Below are 21,065 nucleotides of genomic sequence, written 5' to 3'. Positions count from 1 at the left end.
GCCAAGCGGAGGCGCTCTTGACGCAGATCAAGGTGCGCGTCGCGCCCGTGCGCAACGATGGGCCCATTCCCGATGGAGATCCCGCCATGGCCGCAAGCATCCTCGTCGTCTACTACTCCATGACCGGGCGCACGCGGGCCATCGCCAACGAAATCCGCCGCGCGACGGGCGCCGACATCGAACAGATCCGGGAGCCGCGCATGCGACAAGGCCTGGCAGGCGTCTTTCGCGCGCTCTTCGATGCGATTGTCCGGCGGTCCACGCCCGTCCTGCCGCCCAATCGCGATCCGGCATGCTACGACATCGTCATCATCGGCGGCCCGATCTGGGCCGGACGGATGGCCACGCCGGTACGCACGTTCGCCAGGCGCCATGTCGCGCGCGCGCCGCAAGTCGCGTTCTTCTGCACGGCCGGCGGCCCGACGGCAGACGCGGCGTTCGCTGACCTCGAACGTCTGTGCCGCAAGGCGCCACGCGCGACATGGCTTGTGGATGCGCGGCACCTGGAGACAACCGCGCATCGTGCCGAACTCGGGCACTTCATCACCAATGCCGCACGCGACGTGCTCGCCAAGACACCGCGCCATCGCGCACCTGTCCGCACACCTCAATGCGAAAACAGCACGGGGATCTCCAGCGCCGACAAGATCTCGCGCGTCGCGCCGCCCAGGACCCATTCGCGCATGCGCGCGTGGCCGTAACCGCCGGCAACGACCAGGTCCGCGCTCGATTCGGAGGCATGCAGAAGCACGGTGGTCGCCACGCTCATCGTGCCCGAACGGCGCCGCGCCACGTTGACCTTCAGCCCGTGTCGCACCAGGTGTGCGGCGATATCGGCGCCGGGCTCGTCGCCGTGCCCGAGGTCGCCTATTTCCGCATCGACCACCAGGATCTCCGCTTCGCGCGGGGCGAATAGCGCGAGCAGCTCGTGGACCGCGCGCGCGCATTCGCGCGTGGGCTTCCACGCGATCAACACCTTGTCGAACGGGCCTGGCAACGGCCGCGGCGGCACGACCAGCACCGGCCGACCGGATTGGAAGAGGAAGGCGTTGAAGAACGCGTGGGCGATCGATGCTTCATCGCCCCGGGGTTGCGCAAGCACGGACAGGTCCGCGTAGCGCGACTGGATGGTCAGCGCCTCGGGCGGATCGAACAGGCGCGTTCGGTCGACGCGTACTTCGACGGTCGCTTCGGAGTTCGCAAGTCGTTGCCGAAGCGCGTCCGCACGTCCCACCGCACGTATCTCCACTTCCTCGAGGACTTCCGCCAGCACGGGGCCGGGTGCGAATCCCCACGGCGCGGCCAGGGCGGTCGGCACCGCGGCGGGAACCGAAACGATCAGCCTGGCACGATGTCGTTTCGCAAGCTGCTCGGCGACCGCGAGGGCCGCGTCGTCGCTGGCAGCGCCCGTCACCGGGAAGAACAGGTCCTTGAGCATGTCGACGCCTCCGGGGGGATGTCGCACAAGATGCACCCAGCGAAGACGCGACGCCTTGATCCAGGTCAACGCGCGCTCGCCCACGCAAGCGCACGATCGAACATGCACCCGCAATACGACGTTGCGTGACGCATCCTCCGCCAGGAGCGAACCTCAATGAACAGCACCCTTCGAGTCATCTCGGCAACAGCGCTTGCCGCCTTCGGCGTCGTCGGCTCATCGGCGGCGCCCGCCGCGACCGCAACCGCAAGTGTCGTGGTTTCCAACTGCAATGACGCTGGCCCGGGCAGCCTGCGCGATGCCGCCGCCCTCGCGCCCGCCGGCGGCACCATCGATCTGCGCACCTTGGCGTGCGGCGTCGTGCCGATCGAATCCCAGGTGCTGTTACCGCAGCGGGACATTCGCATTCTCGGGAACAACGGACTGACGATCGACGCGAACGGTCAGGGTCGTGTGTTCCAGCACACGGGGACCGGCAAGCTCCATATTTCCGGGCTGACCCTCGCGAACGGGCGCGACTCCGTGCAGTACGCAGCAGGCGGATGCGTTTGGTCCGCAGGCGATGTCGAACTTCGCCATGTGCGCGTCCACCATTGCGTAGCGAGCGGCCGCACGCCGCCGGACTCGGGCGGCGTGGGCACGGGGGCATTCGCCAACGGCGGCGGCGTGTTCGCGAACGGGCACGTCCTGGTCGCCGACAGCCTTCTCGACGCCAATTCCGCGGAGGCGTTCTCCGCAACCGGAGGCGCGGTGAGCGCCCGGACACTGACGATTTTCCGCAGCCGCCTGACACGCAACTCCGCTTCGCTCGGCGGCGGTGCGTACGCCGGCTACATCAAGACACTCTTCGCACTGGTCGACTACAACGTCGCGCGCGATGGCGGCGGGCTCTACGTTTACGGGAGCGCATACCTCCATCGCTCGACGCTGGCCCGCAACGTCGGGTCCGAACATTGCGGCGGGATCTGCATCGAAAACGGGAATGACTCGGCCATGGTCGACAGCACGCTGTCCGGCAACACCGCTCCCGACGCCAGCGCTGCCGGCATTTCCGGCCACGTATCGATCCACAACAGCACCATCGCCTTCAACAAGGTCGACGCCGGTCATCCGGGGACCGCGGCGGTGACGGCATGGCTCTCGCCGTTCCAGCTGCACGTCGAGAGTTCGATCATCGCTGCGAATGCGAATGCGGTCGACGTCGGCGGCTTCAGGCTCGCGGGCTACTCGGTCGATGGCGCCGACAACATCATCGGCACGTCGGTGCTTGGCCTGCCTGGCGACACGCTCCGCGTCGATCCGGGCTTGCGCGCGCTTGCCTGGAATGGCGGACCGACGCCCACCCACGCGCTGGTCGGCACCAGTGCCGCAATCGACCGAGGCAACAACGTGCTGGGTCTTGCTTATGACCAGCGCGACATCGGTCATCCGCGCATCCGTGGAACGCGCACGGACATCGGCGCATACGAACGATGACGCGGCGCTACCGTTTGATCGGTTGGGCGCTGCTCGGCGTTGCCTTGCTGGCAGCCGTCGCGTCCCTTGGCTCCGCGCTGTGCGCGATCCTTGGCTTCGGTCTCGACAACCGGGTCGACGCCTGGCTGCTGACGATCGCGCTGTTCCTGTTCGCGATCGGCTTGCTTCTTGTCGCTGGAGGCTCCCTCAAACCGCCGTCCCGAACAGGCGGCCTACCCCGGCAGTGAGTGCCATCGCGAGGGCCCCCCAAAATGCGACGCGGACTGCGCCCTTGACCACCGACGCACCGCCCGCATAAGCCGCAAGCCCCCCGAGGCCGAGCAGCGCGACCAGCGTGGTCGAGGTGATCCAGGTGCTGCTGTTCTCCCGCGACACGAGCGATGCGGCGATCGGAATCAACGCGCCGACCATGAACGATGCGGCCGATGCCATCGCCGCCTGGACGGGGCGCGCACGAAGCGTGTCGGTGATGCCCAACTCGTCGCGGACGTGCGCGCCCAGTGCGTCGTGGGCCATGAGTCGATCCGCGACCTGCGCGGACAACGCCTCGTCCAGGCCGCGACGGCGGTAGATCGCAACGAGTTCGGCGCGCTCCAGTTCCGGTTGCGTCTCGAGTTCCTTCGTTTCCCTCGCGATGTCGGCCTTCTCCGTGTCGGCCTGGGATTGCACCGACACGTATTCGCCCGCAGCCATCGACATCGCGCCCGCGGCCAATCCGGCGATACCGGCCGTCAACACCGCCGATGGGGCGGCGCCGGTCGCAGCGACACCCACCATCAGGCTGGCGGTGGAAATTACGCCGTCGTTCGCGCCGAGCACCGCGGCACGGAGCCAACCGATGCGTGAAGACTTGTGCCATTCGGCGTGGAGATGTGGCATCAGGGATCGTCCTTGTTGGAAGCCCGCAACCAGTCCGAGAGTTGCCTGTAGACCGCCGCACTACGCAGCAGGCCAAGGTGGTGCGTGCCATGCGCGATCCGGCGACGCGCGGCAGGAATGCGCAAATCGAAGGCAGGATCGGGATGTTCGCCGAATGCGCTCGCGACCGGAACCAGGCCATCGCCACGGAGAGACCCGAGGTTTGCCGCTCCGCGCGACCGTTCGACGGTTGCTGCAATCGCATACGCGTGCACGTGCGCCGGCAACACCGCAGCCTCCCCGCCTTGGCGAAGGACGCCATGCCGCAAATCGCGGATGCCGGCGCTGCGGGTGCGGCCGATTTTCCCGATCGGCGCGCTGTACGCGCTCAGCCCGAGCAGCAGATCGACCCAACCGCCGACGCGTTCCAACGGCGCGCCGTGGTGCGGCGTGCCAAGAAACATGACTTGCAACGGCCGCGTCGACCATGCGTGGCCAGCCTTCACGCCGACGCCGATCGCGCTGCGCGCAACCAGTCCGCCCATGCTGTGGCAAACCAGCACGAGCTCCTCCACCGGCACGGGCCACGCATGCACGAGCTGTTCGAGCAGTTCTGCGAACGCGCGCCCATTTTCGGCGACATGCCGTCCGGTGTTGTAGTGCAGGTGCAACGGCGAGAAGCCGAAGTCCTCGGCGAGCGCGGTGCCGCGGTCCCGGCCGGCAAACGACCATTGCAGGTCGTTCATGCACAACCCGTGCAGGAACACCATCACCTTGCCGTCGGCGTGCGGGAAGCGTCGGGGCAGGCTTTCGCGCGACAGGGAGACTGCATCGCCCGCATGGCGAAGCTGCATGTGGATTGCCAGGGGGTTGCCGCTGGCATGCAGGTGGTCCCCGAACACGCCGTTGAGCGCTGCGATCGCCGCTTCGCGCCGCGGAGCGCGCACGCCCCCGCCGAGCACCGGCGCGAGCGCCGCGAGGGAGGCGTCGACGCCTGTGCCCACCAGGCGCGTAACGCCCCGCACCGTGCCGTAGACCAGCCCGGTGAGTCCCGTCGTCGTCGTGGGGGGCTTGCGACCGATGACGGCGGGCAGGTGGCCGATCGCCGAGTGCATCGCCTCGACCACGTCGGTGAGGCCGATCACGCCTTCGATCGCCAATTGCCCCACGCCACGCAGGTCGTCGGCCAGGCGCGCGGATGAGGCCGTGTCTCGTGCAGTGATTGCCATGCCGGAAGCAGCATGACGCAAAACATCGGGCTTGGGCCAGCGGTTACAATTTCGCCCATGGCCTCGCTCGTCCTCGACCTCCAGACGCTGCGGAAAGGGTGCACCCACTGCTCGCTGCAGCAATTGTGCCTGCCGGCGGGCATCGGCATGGACGGGCTGAAGCAGCTCGATTCGATCGTCCGACGCAGGCGGCCCATCGTGCGCGGTGAATCCCTGTTCCGCATGGGCGATCCGCTCACCGCGGTCTATGTCGCGCGGGACGGCGCATTCAAGACCGTTTCCATCAGCGAAGGTGGCGAGGAGCGCGTCGTCGGCTTCCATTTGCCCGGCGAGTTGATCGGCCTGGACGCGCTCGGCGCCGACATCCATCGCTGCGACGCCATTGCGCTGACCACCGCCAACGTCTGCGAAGTCCCGTTCGACCAGCTCGCCGACGTGGCATCGCAAGTGCCGGGGCTGCAGCATCAATTGCTGCGCGTGATCGGGCGCAGCGTCGGCCGCGACCAGGATCACCTGGACATGCTCGCGCGCCGCCAGGCCTCCGAGCGCATCGCGCTCTTCCTGCATGGCCTGTCGGAACGGTTCCGGCACATCGGCCAGTCGGACCTGCAATTCAGGCTGCCGATGCGCCGCGAAGACATCGCGCGCTTCCTCGGGCTCGCGCTGGAAACGGTGAGCCGCGGCTTCACGCGGTTGCAGGAAGACGGCGTCATCGCGGTCGATGGCCGTCGCGTGGAAATCCTCGATCGCGCGGAGCTCGATCGTCTCGCCCACCACCCCGAAGTCGTCGAACCTCGCGACCGCGCGCACGGCTGATCACGCCAGGCTGCGGCACCCCAGCGCTTCGAGCGCGCCGTGCAACGCGGGCACCTGCACCAGCCACGGCCCCGCGATCGTCGCCACGCCGGCGCAAAGCACGACCATCGCCGACGCGATGCGCCATCCACCGCGTTGCAGGCGCTGGCCGAAGCGTGCGCCGGCCCAGGTCAGCGGCAACATCACGGGCAAGGTCGCAAGCCCGAAGGCGAGCATCGTCATCGCGCCGTGCCACGCGCTGGCCTGCAGCCACGCCGCGATCAGCAACTGCGTACTCAGGCCGCACGGCATCCACCCCCACAACACGCCCAGGCCGAAGCGCTTGGGGACGGTATCGGCGGGAAGCAGGCGCTGCTGCAACGGACGCAAGCGCTGCCACAACCGCGTGCCCGGAATCGCGAGGAACGCGAAACGCCCACTCCGGTCGAGCAGGCGCAATGCCGCGAGCACCAGCACGATGCCCACCGCCGCGCGCGAGGCAACCACCAGTGCCGGCATCCGCGCGACATTGAGCACCGCTTGACCGACACCGCCGGCCAGCGCGCCGGCGATCGCATAGCCCGCGATGCGCCCCAGGTTCGGTTGCGCGGCGATCCACCAACTGCTGCGTTGTCCGACGGACAAGCCGGTCGCGATGCCGCCGCACATCACCGCGCAATGCGCACCACCGAGTAATCCGGTGAGCAGCGCGCCGCCCAGGACGAGCCAGTCAAGCGCCATCGTGGGTGTCCTGTTGCGATGGCAGCGGATCRTCGTCGGCGAGGATCGACAACGCAGGCGTTTCGAGATCCTCGAACTGCCCCCCGCGCACGGCCCACGCGAAAGCAACGATGGCGACCACCAGCAACAACAGCGCGAGCGGCACCAGCAGCAAGAGGATGTTCATGCGCGCACCCCGCGTTCCCGCCCTAGCCGCAGCGCGTTGAGCGTGACCGTGAGCGACGACAACGCCATGCCGAGCGCGGCGATCCACGGCGTGACCAGTCCGAGGGCGGCGATGGGCAAGGCAACCAGGTTCCAGCCGATCGCCCATGCGAGGTTTTGCCGGACCACGCGGCGCGTGTCGCGCGCCAGCGCGATCGCGTCGGGAATGCGATGGAGCGCGGGCGTGGCGAGCACAAGGTCGGCCGCGCGTTGCGCAAGGGCCGCGCCATCGGCGACGGCGATCGAGACATCGGCGCCCGCGAGCACGGGCGCGTCGTTCAGCCCGTCGCCGACCATCGCGACCACGCGGCCCCGCGCCTGCAATGCGCGCACGCCCGCGAGCTTGTCTTCCGGCGACTGGCGTGCCCGGACCTCGTCGAAGGCGAGCGCATCGGCGAATCGCGCAACCGCTGCGTGGCCGTCGCCGCTGCACAGGTGGAGACTGAGTCCCTGCGCACGCAGCGCGTCGAGTGCCGCCCGCGCGTCGGCCCGCGGCTTCTCGCTGACCTCGAAGCGGGCGACAACGCGGGTCCCGTCGCCGAGCCACAGCGCACCGTCGTCGGCGCCGCTGCATGCGAACGGGGCGTGTCCAAACCGCCACGCGACGCCGTCGACGCAGCCTTGCACGCCCTGCCCCGGTACGCTGCGTGCGGCATCGACGCTGCGCCCGCCGTCGCGATACGGCGCGAACGTCGACGCCAGTGGATGCCTGCTGTCCTGTTCGAGCGCCGCGGCGATGCCCAGCGCCTGCGCGCGCGGGAAGCCGTCGAAGGTTTGGACGCGCCCCAATGCGGGCACTGCTTCGCCCAGCGTGCCGGTCTTGTCGAACACGACGTCCGTGATGCGTGCGAGCCGATCGAGCGCATCGGCGCCGACGGGCAACACGCCCATGCGCGCGAGTGCGCCATTGGCCGCGGCGAGCGCGGTGGGAATCGCCAGCGACAACGCGCACGGGCAACTGATCACGAGCAATGCCAGCACGACGTCGAGTGCGCGATCCGGCGCATGGATGCGCCATGCGACATACACGAGGGTGGCGATCGCGAACAGCACCGCGACGAACCCCATCGCCACGCGATCGGCCGTGCGCGCGATCGCGGGCCGGTGCGCCTGCGCCCGTTCGACCAGGGCCGCCAGTTGCGACAGCCGCGTCGCGATGCCCGTCGCGTCCACCCGAACGCGCGCAGGCACCTCGCGGCACGCGGTGCCCGCGAACACCGGATCGCCTGCGCACTTGTGCACCGGCGTGGATTCACCGGTCAGCAACGATTCCTCGAACCAGCCCTGCGCATCGAGCAACACGCCGTCGGCGGGCACGCCCGCCCCGGCGGCGACGCAGGCGATGTCGCCGGGCTCCAGCGCCTGGAGCGGGATGGTTTCGCGCCGCCCGTCGCGCTCGCGCACCGCGAAGGCCGGACGCGCGCGCGCCAGCGCATCCACGCGTGCGCTCGCGGTGGCACGTGCGCGCTGTTCGAGCATGCGTGCGGCGAGCAACAGGAAGACGAACATCACTGCCGCGTCGTACCAGACGGCCGGACCACCAGTCACCGTTGCGTACACGCTCGCGAAATACGCGATCAGCACGGACGTCGCGACCAGGGTATCCGCGCCCAGGCGTCGCTCGCGCAATTCGCGCACGCACCCTGCCAGGAACGTCCAACCCGACCAGAACACGACCGGCGTCGCGACAAGGAAGGCGATCCAGCGCAGGAAGTCGCGCATCGGATGCGACATCGCGCCCGCGGTGTCGAGATACAGCGCCTCGGTGAACATCATCGCCTGCACCGCGCCCAGGCCCGCGACGCCCAGGCGCAGCAGTGCACGATTGCGCGGTGCGATGCGCGCGCGTTCCCGCTCGATGCCGGTGGCGAGGAACGGCCGATAGCCGAGCGACTGCATGCGGCGCAAGGGGCGCGATAATTCGGTACGTGTCGGGTCCCATGCGATCCGGATGCGTCCGGTCACCGCATTGGCGCAGATGTCGATGACCCCCGGCTCGCGACGCAGCGCGCGATCGATCAGCCACGCGCACGCGGCGCAGCGCATGCCGTCGGTCAGCAACACCACCTCGCGTCCGCCCGGTACCGCGCGCGCATGTGCGGCGAGCAGGTCCTCGCGATCCCAACTCGCGAAGTCCTCGTCGGTGTCGTCGACACGGCCGGCGACTTCGCTGCGCAGGCGATAGTAGTCGCCCAGGCGGGCATCGCGGATCCATTGCGCGGCGGCGGCGCATCCCTCGCAGCAGAAGCCACGGTCCGCGCCGTCGAAACGCATGCGCGGCGCATGCGCGTCGATCGGTTCGCGGCAGTGGAAACACCTCGCGTCTTCGCGTGCATCGCTGGCATCGGCGACGACGGCATTCATTGCGCGTGCGCCAGGGCGGGGCCGACCTCCGCCTGCGTTGCGTGCGCCTGCCAACGCCCACGTAAACGCCATTGGCGGCCCGGGGGTGTGAGTTCCAGCACCCAATCATGCGCATCGTCCAAGCCGCCGACGCGCCCGCGCCATCCCGCCATCGAAGGCGCGAGTTCGATGCGGCGATCCAGCGAGGCGACGACCGGATGGCGCAGCACGAGCACCAGCGGTGCCGCGCGATCGAACCCCGCGCCCGTCGGCACGACATCCAGCACCGAGCCCTCGCGACGGACGCGCGCCGACAAGCCCATGCGTCGCGCTTGCAGGTCCGCGGTGAGGTCGGCGTCCTGCACTTGCGCGGTGTTGCGCACGGGGTCTGCGACCGCATCGATCGGCCCTTCGGCGAACCAGAGCAGCGCGAAGGCGGCCACCACCGACATGGCCGGCAGCGCAAAGATCAGCCATACCAGCGGTTGGCGCCACGGCGATTGCGATACGCCGGCGTTCATCGCGACACCGGCCCGAAGAACGTGCTGTCGACCGTTTGCGTGCTGCGCCGATCGCCATCGAGCGCGGAGACTTCGAAGCGCACGTCGTTCCGGCCCGACACCGGCTCGGCTGCGTACACCGTGACCGGTGCGGAGGCGACCTCGCCCGCGGGAATCGTGAGAACGGGCGCATTGCGCAGCGCCAGCCCATGCGTGCCGGAAGACAGCGTGATCGCGAAACGCCCTGCCTGGTCGCGCTTGTTGGCGATCTTCAGCGTGTAGCCGTTCTCGATCCCGTCGGCGGTCGTGCGGTACAGCGCGTTCCGGTCGCGCAGCGCCTCGACGGTGAACGGCGCCCGCATGGCGATGCCCGCGACGAATGCGATGCACATCGCGACGAGGATCCCGCCGTACACGAACACGCGCGTGCGCAGCAGGCGCGTGCGCTTGCCGTCGACCGCGTGCTGGGTCGTGTAGCGGATCAGCCCGCGCGGATAGCCCATCTTGTCCATCACCTGGTCGCATGCGTCCACGCACGCGCCGCAGGCGATGCATTCGTATTGCAGGCCATTGCGGATGTCGATGCCGGTCGGACACACCTGCACGCACATCGTGCAGTCGATGCAATCGCCGAGTTCGACCGCTTCGAACTTCGGCATCGGTTCGACCGGCCCGGCATCGAAGGTGATGGTGCCGCGCGCATGCAGGCTGGCCGTCGCCGCGGTGGGAAACAAGGCCGCGCGCCGCACGAAGTCCGTCGCGGCCTGGAGCGGCAACAATCCGCGCGCGCGTTCGAGCACGCTCGAAAGGCCCCGGCGGCGCGGGCCGCGCGGTTCGCCACGCATCGGGTCGTAGGCGATCAGCAGCGTGTCGCGGTCGAACATCGCGCTCTGGAAGCGCGCATACGGGCACATGTACTTGCACACCTGCTCGCGCAGGAACCCCGCGTTACCCCAGGTCGCGAACGCATAGAACAACACCCAGAAGATTTCCCATCCGCCCCAGGCGAACGGCACCGCGTTCGCGGCAAGGACGCGGATCGGCGTGAAGAAACCGACGAAGGTGAAACCGGTCCACAAGGCGAATGCGATCCACGCAACGTGCTTCCCACCTTTCCGCAGCAGCTTGTGCATCGACCACGGCGCCGCATCCAGCTTCATGCGCGCACCGCGGTCGCCCTCGAAGCGTTGCTCGATCCACAGGAAGGCTTCGGTCCACACGGTCTGCGGGCACGCATACCCGCACCACAGGCGGCCGGCGATGGCGGTGAAGAAGAACAGGCCGACAGCGGCGACGATCAGCAGCAACGCCAGGAACAGGAAATCCTGCGGCCAGAAGGTCAGGCCGAACACGTGGAACTTGCGCGCCGGCAGATCGAACAACACCGCCTGCCGCCCGCCCCAGCGCAACCACGGAAAGCCATAGAACATGCCCAGCAGCCACACCACCGCGATGATGCGCAGCCGCGCGTAGCGCCCCGCGACCTCGCGCGGATACACCTTGCGCTCGCTGACGTAGAACGTGCCCGCCTCTTCGACAAGCGCCGCGTCGATCGCCTTGGACATCGCTCAGGGCCCCGGCAGCGGGCGGTTGAACCGGCTTCCCGGCCGCAGCAACCACCAGGTGAACAGGCTCGACGAGGCGGTCGCGGCCCAGAACAGGAAAAAGCCGATGGTGTAACCGAGTTCGCGGCCCACCGCAGCCTGCGGAAAGGTGATCTCGCGCAGCGACACCGGATCGACGAAGGCGAAGAACACCATCGTCGCGACGCCCGCGGCGAAGAAGCTCGGCCATGCGATGGCGCCGACGCGTTGCGCGAGCGGTCGTGGCGAATGCTCGGCGACGGCGCTCATCGCTGCGCTCCGGCGACCACCGTTGGTTCCGGATGCGACAGCGACCAGACGTAGGCGGCCACCAAGCGCGCGCGCGTCTCGCCGAGCAATGCGCGATGCGCCGGCATGCTGCCCTTGCGTCCATTGGCGATCGTCGCCTGCAACGTTGCGCTGTCGTCGCCGTACAGCCAGTAGTCGTCGGTCAGGTCGGGCGCGCCGATGTTCTTGTTTCCCTTGCCGTCGAGCCCATGGCAGCCGGCGCAGATCGCTTCGAACAAGGGCTTGCCTTGCGCGGCGCCATAGTTGTTCTGCATGCGCTTGTCCGGATCGGGCAGCGCGCGCACGTAGGCTGCGACGTCGCTCACCGCGTGCTCGCCGCCCATGCCGGTGAGCACCTTGCCCCACTCGGGCATCACGCCTTCGCGGCCGTCGAGCACGGTCTGCAGCACGCGATCGGGCGTCCCGCCCCAATGCCAGACGTGGTCGGTGAGGTTCGGATATCCGACCGCACCCTGCGCCGAGGAGCCATGGCAGGTCGCGCACGTGTTGTTGAAGATCGAGCGCCCCAGGCGGCGCGCGGCCGGGTCTTTGGCGAGCACGTCGATCGGTTGGCCGCGATACGGCGCGAAGGTTTCCTCCAGGCGCGCGTTGGCGGCCGCCTGCTCGAGTGCGAGTTCCTGTTGCGACGTCCACTTGCCATGGCCGGCGTACGCGCCGAGCCCCGGGAACCACAACAGGTACGCCACGCTGACGAAGATCGTGATCCAGAACAGGTTGATCCACCACTTCGGCAACGGCTTGTTGTACTCGGTGATGTCGCCATCGTCCCAGTAGTGGCTGGTGTCTTCCGGCTTCGGGTCCCCCGGACGTCGCTTGGCGGTCCACCACAGCAACCAGCCGCAGCCGATGATGTTGATCGCGACCAGCGCGATGACGTACCACGACCAACCGGGGGTCATCATGGCGTGTCCTCCTCGCGTGCGCCGCCGTCCTCGCGCAACGGCACGCGCGCGGCCCGGTCGAACGCTTCGCGGCGGCGCGGGCTCCACGCCCATGCCCATCCGCCGATGAACACGGCCAGCAACAACGCGGTCACGATGCCGGCGACCATGTCAGTTCCCCCTCGGCGCGTGTTTGCCGAGCGCCTGCAGGTACGCCACGACGGCATCCAGTTCGGTCTTTCCCGCCACGTCGCTTTCGGCACGCGCGATCTGCGCGTCGGTGTACGGATCGCCGATCGCCTGCAGCGTGCGCATGTGGGCGGCGATGTCCTGGCCGCTGACTTGGGCGTGTTCGAGCCACGGGAACGAGGGCATGTTCGATTCGGGCACCACCGCACGCGGATCGATCAGGTGGACGCGATGCCAGTCGTCGGAATAACGCCCACCGACGCGCGCCAGGTCGGGCCCCGTACGTTTGCTGCCCCACTGGAAGGGATGGTCGTAGACCGATTCGCCCGCGAGCGAATAGTGGCCGTAGCGTTCGGTTTCGAAGCGCAGCGTGCGCACCATCTGCGAGTGGCAGTTGTAGCAGCCTTCCCGCACGTAGACGTCGCGCCCGGCCAGTTGCAGCGCCGGGTATGGCACGACACCCGGCAGCGGTTTGATCGCATCGGCCTGGTACATCAGCGGCACGATCTCGGCCAGGCCACCGAAGGCCACGACCACGGCGATCAACACGGCCATCAAGCCGATGTTCTTCTCGATTTTCTCGTGCGGGTTGTGCGTGGGTTGGGTTGCCATGTCGGTCTCAGGTCGATGCACGGACGGCGAACGCGGCGTCGCGTGCGGGCAATCGCGCGGTGGCCCAGGTTTTCCACGTGTTCAATGCCATCAGGAGCATGCCGGCGAGCACGACGGCGCCGCCTGCGAAGCGCACCAGGTAATAGGGGTAGGTCGCATTGAGCGCTTCGACGAAGCTGTAGGTCAGCGTGCCGTCGGGATTGGTGGCACGCCACATCAGGCCCTGCATCACGCCGGCGATCCACATCGCGGCGATGTAGAACACCACGCCGAGCGTGTGCAGCCAGAAGTGCACGTCGATCCACTTCGTCGAATACATCTGCCGCGCGCCGAGCAGGCGCGGCAGCATCGCGTAGATCGCGCCGACCGAGATCATCGCCACCCAGCCCAGTGCGCCGGCGTGGACGTGGCCGATGGTCCAGTCGGTGTAGTGCGACAGCGAGTTCACCGTCTTGATCGACATCATCGGCCCCTCGAAGGTCGCGATCATGTAGAAGCTGATCGCCACGACGAGGAACTTGAGGATCGGGTCGGTCCGCAATTTGTACCAGACGCCCGACAAGGTGAGGATGCCGTTGAGCGCGCCGCCCCACGAGGGCGCGAGCAGGATCAGCGAGAACACCATGCCCAGGGACTGCGCCCAGTCCGGCAGCGCCGTGTATTGCAGGTGGTGCGGACCGGCCCACATGTACACCGCGATCAGCGCCCAGAAATGCACGATCGACAACCGGTAGGAATACACCGGGCGTCCAGCCTGTTTCGGCACGTAGTAGTACATCATCCCCAGGAAGCCGGCGGTCAGGAAGAACCCGACCGCGTTGTGCCCGTACCACCACTGCACCATCGCGTCGACCGCGCCGGTGTAGACGATGTAGGACTTGGTCAGGCCTGCCGGCAATGCGATGTTGTTGACGATGTGCAGCAGCGCGATGGCGATGATGAAGCTGCCGTAGAACCAATTCGCGACGTAGATGTGCCGCCCTTGGCGCCTGGTGATCGTGCCGAAGAACAACACCGCGTAGGCGATCCAGACGACGGCGATCAGCAGGTCGATGGGCCATTCCAGTTCGGCGTATTCCTTGCCCTGCGTGATCCCCATGGGCAGGGTGATCGCCGCCGAGACGATTACCGCCTGCCAGCCCCAGAACACGAAACCCGCGAGCTTGTCGGAGATCAGGCGCGCGCCGCACGTGCGTTGCACGACGTGCAGCGAAGTTGCCATCAAGGCGCTGCCGCCGAAGGCGAAGATCACCGCGTTGGTATGCAGTGGCCGCAGGCGCCCGTAGGACAACCACGGAATGCCTTCCCCGAGCGTGGGCCAATACAACTGCGCGGCGATGAACAACCCCACCGCCATGCCCACGATGCCCCAGAGGATGGTGGCGATCGAAAACTGCAGGACGACCTTGTCGTTGTATTCGACCCGCAGTGGCGGTTGGCCGGTGGCGACTGGGCGCGTCGCGGTGGATGGCATGACTTCGTTCATGGGAACCCCGCTTCGATGCCACAGTTTCCCGGACACGCCCATGCGCTGATTTGATCTGGATCAAACCAGGGCCGGGTCGCCGGGCCACGCCAATGACAAAGCAACGCGAACCACAGACGTTTTGAGGGCAGCCACGCGGAATTGGCCGCCAATCTGAACAACGAATTCCGCAAACGGAACGGCCACGGCCCGGCACGCCCGCCGGAGGATCAGGACTGGCCGCCCTCGACCGCACGGCCTTCGGCGCGCCACGCCTCGAAACCGCTGCAGGCGACCGCCATGGGTCGAAAGCGGTCACCGGTTACCGCCGACCGATGGCAGTTCTCGGCCACAAGCGGACAGTGTTGCGAAAACGCCTATGAGCGCCAGCACGCGCACCGATGTCCGTCGAGGCATCAGCCCCGCCGCCAGACAATGCAGCGGTTGTTCGCCGGCATTGCCACGTCGTCGACGGCGTGCAGGCCGGCCTGCGCGGCAAGGGCCTGCACCGTCTCGACATCGCGGATCCCGGAGCGAGGATCGCGCGCTTTCAGCCAAGCATCGAAGTCGCGGTTGCTCGCGCTGGTGTAGATGCCGCCTGCATTGAAGGGGCCGTACACGACGAGCATGCCGGCAGCGCCGAGCACCCGCCCGACCCCGGCGAAGAACGCCTCGACCCCGGGCCAGCCGACGATGTGCAGGATGTTGGCGCTGAACACTGCGTCGTATGGGCCGGTCGGCCACGGCCCGCACACGTCGAGCGCGAGCGGCGGCGGCGTGTTGGGCAGGCCGGCCTCGTCCAGCCACTGACGGATGCCGGGCAATTGCGACGCGAGATCGGCGCACTGCCAGGACAGCCAGGGCATCGCGGCAGCAAAATGCACGGCGTGTTGCCCGGTGCCGCTGCCCACCTCGAGCACGCTGCGGCGGTCGGCGAACTGCGTACGCAGCACCGCGAGGATCGGATCACGGTTGCGCTCGCAGGCGGGCGCGAAGGGCTTGGCGTCCATGCCGACAGCATGCCGCATGCATGGGCCATGCGGCGATGACGTTGGCTGTACGGAGCCCAGCCGTCGCTACCTCAATCCGATTGGCTGGAGGAATACAACATGCTCGATCCGGAGCGATGAGCATCGTATGGAAGTTTTTCGGTACCCGCCTAAGTAGAAGTACGGAGGTTGCTCCCGGACGCCCACGGCACGATGACGTCGCTGTCCCGCAGGAGTTCGCCATGCAACGCAACGCGACGCCCTCTGTCCAGGAGGCCCTCGTCCACCAGCGCGCGGTGGAGGCCGCGATCTGGGCCATGCCTGCGGTGAATTACGAGTTGATGCGCCAGCAGATGCTCACGAAGACCAAAAGCAACGTGGGCGAAGTCATCTACTGGGGCAAGCCGATGGACTGGCACAACCAGACGCTGACGCCGAACCCCGACACGCTCTATTTCATGACGTTCTTCGATACGAGGAACGGGCCCGTCGTCGTCGACTTGCCGCCGGCGAACGGAGGCTCGCTCAACGCCAACGTCGTGACCGGCTGGCAGATGCCGCTCGAAGATGGAGGCCTGCTGGGCATCGACAAAGGCGCGGGAGTGAAGTTCGTGATCGTGCCGCCCGGCTACAAGGACACACTGCCTGCAGGTCATCTCGAACTGCAATCCGATACCTTCGGAGGCTATGCCCTGTGGCGCGCGAATCTTGCCAGCCACTCGGACGAGGATGTTGCGCGCTCGATCGAATACGGCAAGCAGGTGAAGGTCTATCCGCTGTCGCAGGCCGCCAACCCGCCACCGACGGTGTTCAAGGACGTACAGGACGTCGACTTCGATTCAACGATCCGCTACGACGCGACCTTCTTCGATGATCTGGATCGCTTCGTGCAAGACAACCCGTGGATCGACCGCGACCGCGCGATGATCGACACCCTCCGCACGCTGGGCATCGAAAAGGGCAAGCGTTTCGCGGCGGATGCGAACGTGCGCAAGCAGATGAATGCCGCCATGAGGGAAGCGCATGCCTGGCTGGAGGCGAAATACGACGCAGGCTGGGAGACGTGGTTTCCCGGCACGCAATGGCGCTCGGCGGGGCCGGCCGACGTCGTGAAGGCCAGCGCGTCCAGCTATGCAGAACCGGATCAGTATCCGATCGACCTGCGCGGGATGGTGTACACCTACGCTTATATCGGCATCAAACGTCTTGGCGTCGGGCAGTTCTACCTGATCGTCATCAAGGACAAGGCCGGCCAACGGATGGACGGCGCCAACACCTATCGCTTGCACGTGCCGCCGAACGTCCCGGTGGAGCAGTACTGGTCGGTGACCGCCTACGATCGCGACTCGCATGCGCTCATCAAGGGCGTCGATCGCGCGAGCCGTGCATCGAACAACACCGAAGTGCAGGCCAACGCGGACGGCTCCGTCGACATCTTCATCGGGCCGAAGCCTCCCGCAGGCAAGGACGGCAACTGGCTGCCAACCGATCCGCAGCGCGCCTTCGAGCTGATGTTCCGTCTCTACGCCCCCACGAAGGCGTTGTTCGAAAAGACATGGACGCTTCACGACGTGGAGAAAGTGCCGTGAGCACAACACCCGACGCGCCCGGCCCCGTCGCCGGCACCCGCCTGACCGAACCCTACGCACGCGCCGCCGCGCGCGACGTGTACTTCTGGGCGTGGCCGATGGTGAATGTCTACAACCGGCGCATCGGGTTCCAGGCGTTGCCGGGACCGGGACGGGTCGGCGGCGTGTTGCCGGCCGCGCCGCCGAATCACCTGATGATGCTAACCGACTACATCGCGCCGAGCCAACGCGAGGTCGCATGCCCGAACCAGGATGTTGTGTACGGCGGCGGCCCGCTCGCGCTCGACGTCGAGCCGGTGGTGGTGCAGGTGCCCGACTTCGGCAATCGATTCTGGGTTTACCAGATCGTCGACACGCGCACCGACAGCTTCGTCGAACTCGGCAAGATGTACGACTCGAAGCCCGGCTTCTACCTGCTGGCCGGGCCGAACTGGAAGGGCGAGACGCCCGCAGGCATCGCGCGCGTGTTCCGCAGCGGCACGAATACCGGCTTTGCGATCCCCCGCGTGTTCCTCGATGCCACGCAGGAAGATCGAACAGCGGTGCAACCGCTGATCGACCAAATCGACATGTATCCGCTTTCGAAGTTCGACGGCAAGATGAAGCTGCACGATTGGAGCAAGGCGCCCGATTTCCCCGCACCGCCGCCGCGCGCCGATGGCAGCGAAACACCGAAGGTCGACCCGAACACGTTCTGGGAGGAGTTGTCCGCCGTGCTCGCCGACTCCACGCCCTTGCCCGGAGAGCAGGCGCAATACGCGAAGGCGTTGTCGCTCGTCGAAGCGGCGAAGCGCGATCCCGCCATCAAGGCCGCGATCACCGACGAAGCGGCGCGCGCCGAGAAGGAACTCATCGCACCGTTGCTCGAGTTTCGCAACTACGGACTCCCGTTGCCGGAGCACTGGAGCTACGTGCGCAACGGCGCGAAGTTCGGGACTGATTACTTCACGCGCACGGCCGTGGCGCGCTCGAACATCTTCGTCAACCGGCCCAACGAGGCGACGTACCTGTACCAGGACCTCGACGCGAACGGCGCGCGCCTGGATGGGAGCAAACGCTACACGGTGACTTTTGCCAAAGGCGGTCCCCCGGTGAAAGGGTTCTGGTCGCTGACCTTGTACGACGCACAACACTTTTTCGTGCCCAATGCGATCGACCGCTACTCGATCGGGACCAAGAACAACGACCTCTTGGCGAATCCCGACGGCACGATGACCCTCTATGTGCAACCCGACCCGCCGGGCGATGCATCGCAACGTGCCAACTGGCTGCCCTCGCCGAATGGCAAACCCTTCTCGCTGTTCATCCGCGCATACTGGCCGGATGCCTCAATCATGGATGGCACGTGGTCGCCGCCGAAGGTCGCGCCCGTGCAATGACGGGCGTCATCGCGTGGGAAGCTCCGCGAACTGCGGAAGACCGTCGGTGATGGTGAACCACGGCGCCTTGCTGGCGACGAAGACGTTCATCTCGGGGGCCACGCCAGGATTGTCGTCCAACCCGCCAAGCTGGATGCCGCGCCGCTCCACCGCGCCTCCCGAGACAGCGTTGGCTTCGATCCGGTTGACGACAGGCGAACCGCAGACGCTGCAAAACCCGCGATGGGTGCCGGGAGAAGACTCGTAGAAGGTCACCAGCTGCTCGCCCTGTACCCAGTGGAAGTCTGTCGCCATGACGCTCGCGCGCGATCGGAAGGCCGCCCCATGCTGCTTGCGGCACATGCTGCAATGGCAGTTCGCCGCCGCTTGAAGTGGGCTGGTGATCTCGTACTTCACGCCCCCGCAGAGGCAGCTTCCTCGAACTGGCGACTTTGACTGCGTCATGGCGCATACCTCCGGCGTGGATGCCGCGTTGGAGGTTCCGCGTTGCCTGTGCATCCCCTGTGAATGTCCGCTTTGGGTCGAAAGCGGTCACACGCCGTCGCCGCAGGCCACCAGTGCTGTCAGCGTCCGCCATCCCCAGACGCGGACATTTGTCTACGGGTTACTCCACTGAGGTCGCTCGCTCGAACGTTATCCAGCCGATGAGCAGCATGGCGGCACCCCATGCGAGGAACAGGTAGTCCCATCGCGACTGTCCGAGGATCTCGTAAACGTGGTGCAAATGCAGGATGTGATGGTCGACCATGCCTTCGACAACGTTGAATGCTCCCCAGCCCATCAACATGGCGGCCATCAATGCCTGCGTGGACAACACGACGTCTTTGCGGCTTACGGCACGCCAGAGCATCGAGATGCCCACCAAAGTCAGTACCCAGACGGCGGCGTGGAAAACGCCGTCCCACACCATGTTGACCTTTGCGCCCACGAGCGTATTTGGGGCAATGCGCGCCGACAGCATGTTGTGCACCTGCAAGATCTGGTGGAACACGATCCCATCGAAAAGGCCTCCCATCCCGATGCCAATAGTGAACCCTGCAGCCCGTATGGGACCGATGCGCTCAGGAGTGCTCACCATCTTTCCCTGCGTTGAGTACGCTCCATCCCTGCCAGATGGATCGCGCCCAGCAGGAGGGGGAAGACGACTGATATCGAAAGGAGGTTCTGCGTGAACCCATGCTCGAACACCGCATGACGTAGCTGTCGGGCGTCCGCCGTATGGCATAGCGTGCAGGCGTTTGCAGCACCTGGGGCGAAAGACAATAGAGCAACAACGCCGCGCCGGAGAGTCACACCGGTTGCAAGCCTGGAACAGGGCCGATTAATCACTCCGAGCGTCCTCGCTTGAAGTAACGCTCCACGCCCGACAGCGCCAGCAGGACAACTAACGCAAGAACCGAGGCCAGCGTAGCCAGGAGAAAGTAGTGGAATGCAACGCATATTCCGATCACGGCTGCCATGAGTAGCGACGCCGCGGTGGTGATGCCAGCAACGCCTCGCGAGCGATGGCTGAAGATGGTCCCCGCGCCAATGAAAGCGACACCCGTGATCGTGGCCTCGACCAGGCGCAGAGGGTCCAGGCGCAAGCGCGCGTCGGTGGTTGTGTAGAGCGGATCGGACAGGATCAGTGGCCCCAAGCTCACCAACAGGCAGGCGGCTCCAGAAACCAGCATGTGCGTGCGAAAACCTGCAGGGCGATCTTTCAACTCGCGTTCGAAGCCGATCAGTCCACCAAGCAGCATTGCGTACGCCATCCCGGCGACAACGGCCCATTGGGGGTGCCAATGCTCGAACATGCTGCGGATCATGCGGTGGGGGCGCTCTGCGACTCGTGACGGCGCGATGTGGCGCTTACTTTCCACCCGACACCGTTTCCGGTTCGTCCAGGACCTTCAGCTCGATGACATGGCGCCCCGTCGAAATCCAACGGCCGCCGCGCCACGCCCACGTGTCATGCGCAACGAACGTTTCCCGCACGGATGTGCCGTTCGCGAGCGTCGCGTCCCAGTTCGAAGCCACGGTTGCCACGACGGTCTCGGGACCGGTCAGGCGCAAGGCGGTAATGCGCGGGTTGTAGTCGTGCATCTTCATTGTCATGAAGTTGCGCATCCAACGAGTCAAGTCGACGCGCTTGCTGCTGTTTTCGAAGGTCAGCCGATACTCGGGCGCCATCACCTGGGCAAGGATGGCCGGATCCTGCCGGCGGATCCCATCGGCCCACAATGCGTTTGCGGCTGTGATCCCGGCGGTGATCTGCGCTGCGTCGGCACCCTGCACGTAGGTCGGCTCGGCAGGGGGCTCGGCGGCGCGCAAAGTCACTGCCAGGGTGAGCCACATCGTCGCCAGGACGACGGTTCCAGTTCTCATTGCGAGCCCCCCGCTGTCGACTGTCTGGATGTGCAGCAACGCGACGCTTGCGGCGTGCATCCGTAGGTTCTACGTCAACCTACGGCGATGGCGGTCAGCGTTGGTCGCGTGGCCGCCG

24 protein-coding genes are annotated in these 21,065 nt (G+C 66.8%); 6 read left to right on the top strand and 18 right to left on the bottom strand.

Going from position 1 to position 21,065, the window contains the following annotated elements; all coding sequences use genetic code 11:
- The first annotated feature begins 17 nt into the window (after positions 1 to 17).
- Positions 18 to 701 carry a flavodoxin family protein gene (locus ACXJJ8_RS09065; RefSeq protein WP_499029114.1) on the top strand — a complete coding sequence of 228 codons (684 nt, stop codon included), beginning with the start codon at positions 18 to 20 and terminating at the stop codon, positions 699 to 701.
- Here ACXJJ8_RS09065 and ACXJJ8_RS09060 read toward each other — a convergent pair.
- On the bottom strand, positions 608 to 1,438 hold the full coding sequence (locus ACXJJ8_RS09060; protein ID WP_499029112.1) for a hypothetical protein: 831 nt from the start codon (positions 1,436 to 1,438) through the stop codon (positions 608 to 610). The two genes, ACXJJ8_RS09065 and ACXJJ8_RS09060, sit on opposite strands and share 94 nt — an antisense overlap.
- Positions 1,439 to 1,594: 156 nt before the next feature.
- Between ACXJJ8_RS09060 and ACXJJ8_RS09055 the strand changes: the two genes are divergently transcribed.
- Complete coding sequence (locus tag ACXJJ8_RS09055) at positions 1,595 to 2,914, top strand: choice-of-anchor Q domain-containing protein (protein WP_499029110.1); 1,320 nt, start codon at positions 1,595 to 1,597, stop codon at positions 2,912 to 2,914.
- Entirely contained in the window at positions 2,911 to 3,141 is a 231-nt protein-coding gene (locus ACXJJ8_RS09050; RefSeq protein WP_499029108.1) for a hypothetical protein, read from the top strand. Before ACXJJ8_RS09055 ends, ACXJJ8_RS09050 begins: the two co-directional genes overlap by 4 nt.
- Here the strand turns inward: ACXJJ8_RS09050 and ACXJJ8_RS09045 are convergent.
- Both ACXJJ8_RS09045 and ACXJJ8_RS09040 read right to left on the bottom strand, forming a co-directional pair.
- Complete coding sequence (locus tag ACXJJ8_RS09045) at positions 3,101 to 3,793, bottom strand: VIT1/CCC1 transporter family protein (protein ID WP_499029106.1); 693 nt, start codon at positions 3,791 to 3,793, stop codon at positions 3,101 to 3,103. The genes ACXJJ8_RS09050 and ACXJJ8_RS09045 overlap by 41 nt on opposite strands.
- A complete protein-coding gene (locus ACXJJ8_RS09040; RefSeq protein WP_499029104.1) occupies positions 3,793 to 5,001 on the bottom strand; it encodes an esterase/lipase family protein in 1,209 nt (402 codons plus the stop codon). Before ACXJJ8_RS09040 ends, ACXJJ8_RS09045 begins: the two co-directional genes overlap by 1 nt.
- 57 nt (positions 5,002 to 5,058) lie before the next feature.
- Here ACXJJ8_RS09040 and fnr point away from each other — a divergent pair, with 57 nt between their 5' ends.
- On the top strand, positions 5,059 to 5,817 hold the full coding sequence (gene fnr, locus ACXJJ8_RS09035; protein WP_499029101.1) for a fumarate/nitrate reduction transcriptional regulator Fnr: 759 nt from the start codon (positions 5,059 to 5,061) through the stop codon (positions 5,815 to 5,817).
- On the opposite strand, the gene ACXJJ8_RS09030 is transcribed toward fnr, so the two are convergent.
- The 11 genes from ACXJJ8_RS09030 to ACXJJ8_RS08980 all read right to left on the bottom strand — a co-directional run bounded on the left by ACXJJ8_RS09030 (position 5,818) and on the right by ACXJJ8_RS08980 (position 15,633).
- The gene (locus ACXJJ8_RS09030; RefSeq protein WP_499029099.1) at positions 5,818 to 6,537 is read right to left on the bottom strand and encodes a sulfite exporter TauE/SafE family protein; all 720 of its coding nucleotides are present in this window, start codon (positions 6,535 to 6,537) and stop codon (positions 5,818 to 5,820) included.
- Entirely contained in the window at positions 6,527 to 6,703 is a 177-nt protein-coding gene (gene ccoS, locus ACXJJ8_RS09025; RefSeq protein ID WP_499029097.1) for a cbb3-type cytochrome oxidase assembly protein CcoS, read from the bottom strand. The genes ACXJJ8_RS09030 and ccoS overlap by 11 nt, the downstream gene beginning before the upstream one ends.
- Positions 6,700 to 9,105, bottom strand: coding sequence for a heavy metal translocating P-type ATPase (locus tag ACXJJ8_RS09020; RefSeq protein WP_499029095.1), 2,406 nt, complete (start codon positions 9,103 to 9,105; stop codon positions 6,700 to 6,702). The genes ccoS and ACXJJ8_RS09020 overlap by 4 nt, the downstream gene beginning before the upstream one ends.
- Positions 9,102 to 9,605: a FixH family protein gene (locus tag ACXJJ8_RS09015; RefSeq protein WP_499029093.1), complete on the bottom strand. Its 504-nt coding sequence runs from the start codon at positions 9,603 to 9,605 to the stop codon at positions 9,102 to 9,104. The genes ACXJJ8_RS09020 and ACXJJ8_RS09015 overlap by 4 nt, the downstream gene beginning before the upstream one ends.
- Positions 9,602 to 11,149 (bottom strand): 4Fe-4S dicluster domain-containing protein, encoded by a 1,548-nt coding sequence (locus ACXJJ8_RS09010; RefSeq protein WP_499029090.1) that lies wholly within the window; start codon positions 11,147 to 11,149, stop codon positions 9,602 to 9,604. Before ACXJJ8_RS09010 ends, ACXJJ8_RS09015 begins: the two co-directional genes overlap by 4 nt.
- Before the next feature lie 3 nt (positions 11,150 to 11,152).
- Positions 11,153 to 11,437, bottom strand: a complete 285-nt coding sequence (locus ACXJJ8_RS09005) for a hypothetical protein (RefSeq protein WP_499029088.1) — start codon at positions 11,435 to 11,437, stop codon at positions 11,153 to 11,155.
- Positions 11,434 to 12,378, bottom strand: coding sequence for a cytochrome-c oxidase, cbb3-type subunit III (gene ccoP, locus ACXJJ8_RS09000; RefSeq protein WP_499029086.1), 945 nt, complete (start codon positions 12,376 to 12,378; stop codon positions 11,434 to 11,436). The genes ACXJJ8_RS09005 and ccoP overlap by 4 nt, the downstream gene beginning before the upstream one ends.
- Entirely contained in the window at positions 12,375 to 12,527 is a 153-nt protein-coding gene (locus ACXJJ8_RS08995) for a cbb3-type cytochrome oxidase subunit 3 (protein ID WP_499029084.1), read from the bottom strand. Before ACXJJ8_RS08995 ends, ccoP begins: the two co-directional genes overlap by 4 nt.
- Before the next feature lies 1 nt (position 12,528).
- Positions 12,529 to 13,158, bottom strand: coding sequence for a cytochrome-c oxidase, cbb3-type subunit II (gene ccoO / locus ACXJJ8_RS08990; protein WP_499029082.1), 630 nt, complete (start codon positions 13,156 to 13,158; stop codon positions 12,529 to 12,531).
- 7 nt (positions 13,159 to 13,165) lie between these two features.
- Positions 13,166 to 14,632 (bottom strand): cytochrome-c oxidase, cbb3-type subunit I, encoded by a 1,467-nt coding sequence (gene ccoN / locus ACXJJ8_RS08985; RefSeq protein ID WP_499029582.1) that lies wholly within the window; start codon positions 14,630 to 14,632, stop codon positions 13,166 to 13,168.
- 407 nt (positions 14,633 to 15,039) lie between these two features.
- Positions 15,040 to 15,633, bottom strand: a complete 594-nt coding sequence (locus ACXJJ8_RS08980) for a DUF938 domain-containing protein (RefSeq protein WP_499029080.1) — start codon at positions 15,631 to 15,633, stop codon at positions 15,040 to 15,042.
- Between the two features lie 221 nt (positions 15,634 to 15,854).
- Here ACXJJ8_RS08980 and ACXJJ8_RS08975 point away from each other — a divergent pair, with 221 nt between their 5' ends.
- Together ACXJJ8_RS08975 and ACXJJ8_RS08970 are read left to right on the top strand one after the other, a co-directional pair.
- A complete protein-coding gene (locus tag ACXJJ8_RS08975; RefSeq protein WP_499029078.1) occupies positions 15,855 to 17,201 on the top strand; it encodes a DUF1254 domain-containing protein in 1,347 nt (448 codons plus the stop codon).
- Positions 17,198 to 18,580 carry a DUF1254 domain-containing protein gene (locus ACXJJ8_RS08970; protein ID WP_499029076.1) on the top strand — a complete coding sequence of 461 codons (1,383 nt, stop codon included), beginning with the start codon at positions 17,198 to 17,200 and terminating at the stop codon, positions 18,578 to 18,580. The genes ACXJJ8_RS08975 and ACXJJ8_RS08970 overlap by 4 nt, the downstream gene beginning before the upstream one ends.
- Positions 18,581 to 18,586: 6 nt before the next feature.
- Here ACXJJ8_RS08970 and ACXJJ8_RS08965 read toward each other — a convergent pair whose 3' ends face one another.
- The 4 genes from ACXJJ8_RS08965 to ACXJJ8_RS08950 form a co-directional block, all read right to left on the bottom strand.
- On the bottom strand, positions 18,587 to 19,024 hold the full coding sequence (locus ACXJJ8_RS08965) for a GFA family protein (protein ID WP_499029074.1): 438 nt from the start codon (positions 19,022 to 19,024) through the stop codon (positions 18,587 to 18,589).
- 160 nt (positions 19,025 to 19,184) lie between these two features.
- Positions 19,185 to 19,658: a DUF2243 domain-containing protein gene (locus ACXJJ8_RS08960; RefSeq protein ID WP_499029072.1), complete on the bottom strand. Its 474-nt coding sequence runs from the start codon at positions 19,656 to 19,658 to the stop codon at positions 19,185 to 19,187.
- Between the two features lie 247 nt (positions 19,659 to 19,905).
- Positions 19,906 to 20,376, bottom strand: coding sequence for an MgtC/SapB family protein (locus ACXJJ8_RS08955; protein ID WP_499029070.1), 471 nt, complete (start codon positions 20,374 to 20,376; stop codon positions 19,906 to 19,908).
- A 55-nt stretch (positions 20,377 to 20,431) separates the two neighbouring features.
- On the bottom strand, positions 20,432 to 20,986 hold the full coding sequence (locus ACXJJ8_RS08950; protein ID WP_499029067.1) for a nuclear transport factor 2 family protein: 555 nt from the start codon (positions 20,984 to 20,986) through the stop codon (positions 20,432 to 20,434).
- Positions 20,987 to 21,065: the final 79 nt, after the last annotated feature.

The organism is Lysobacter sp. P5_C4 (assembly GCF_054049695.1).
The sequence above is the reverse complement of the archived record's forward strand: the minus strand, read 5'-3'. Positions and strand labels throughout refer to the sequence as shown.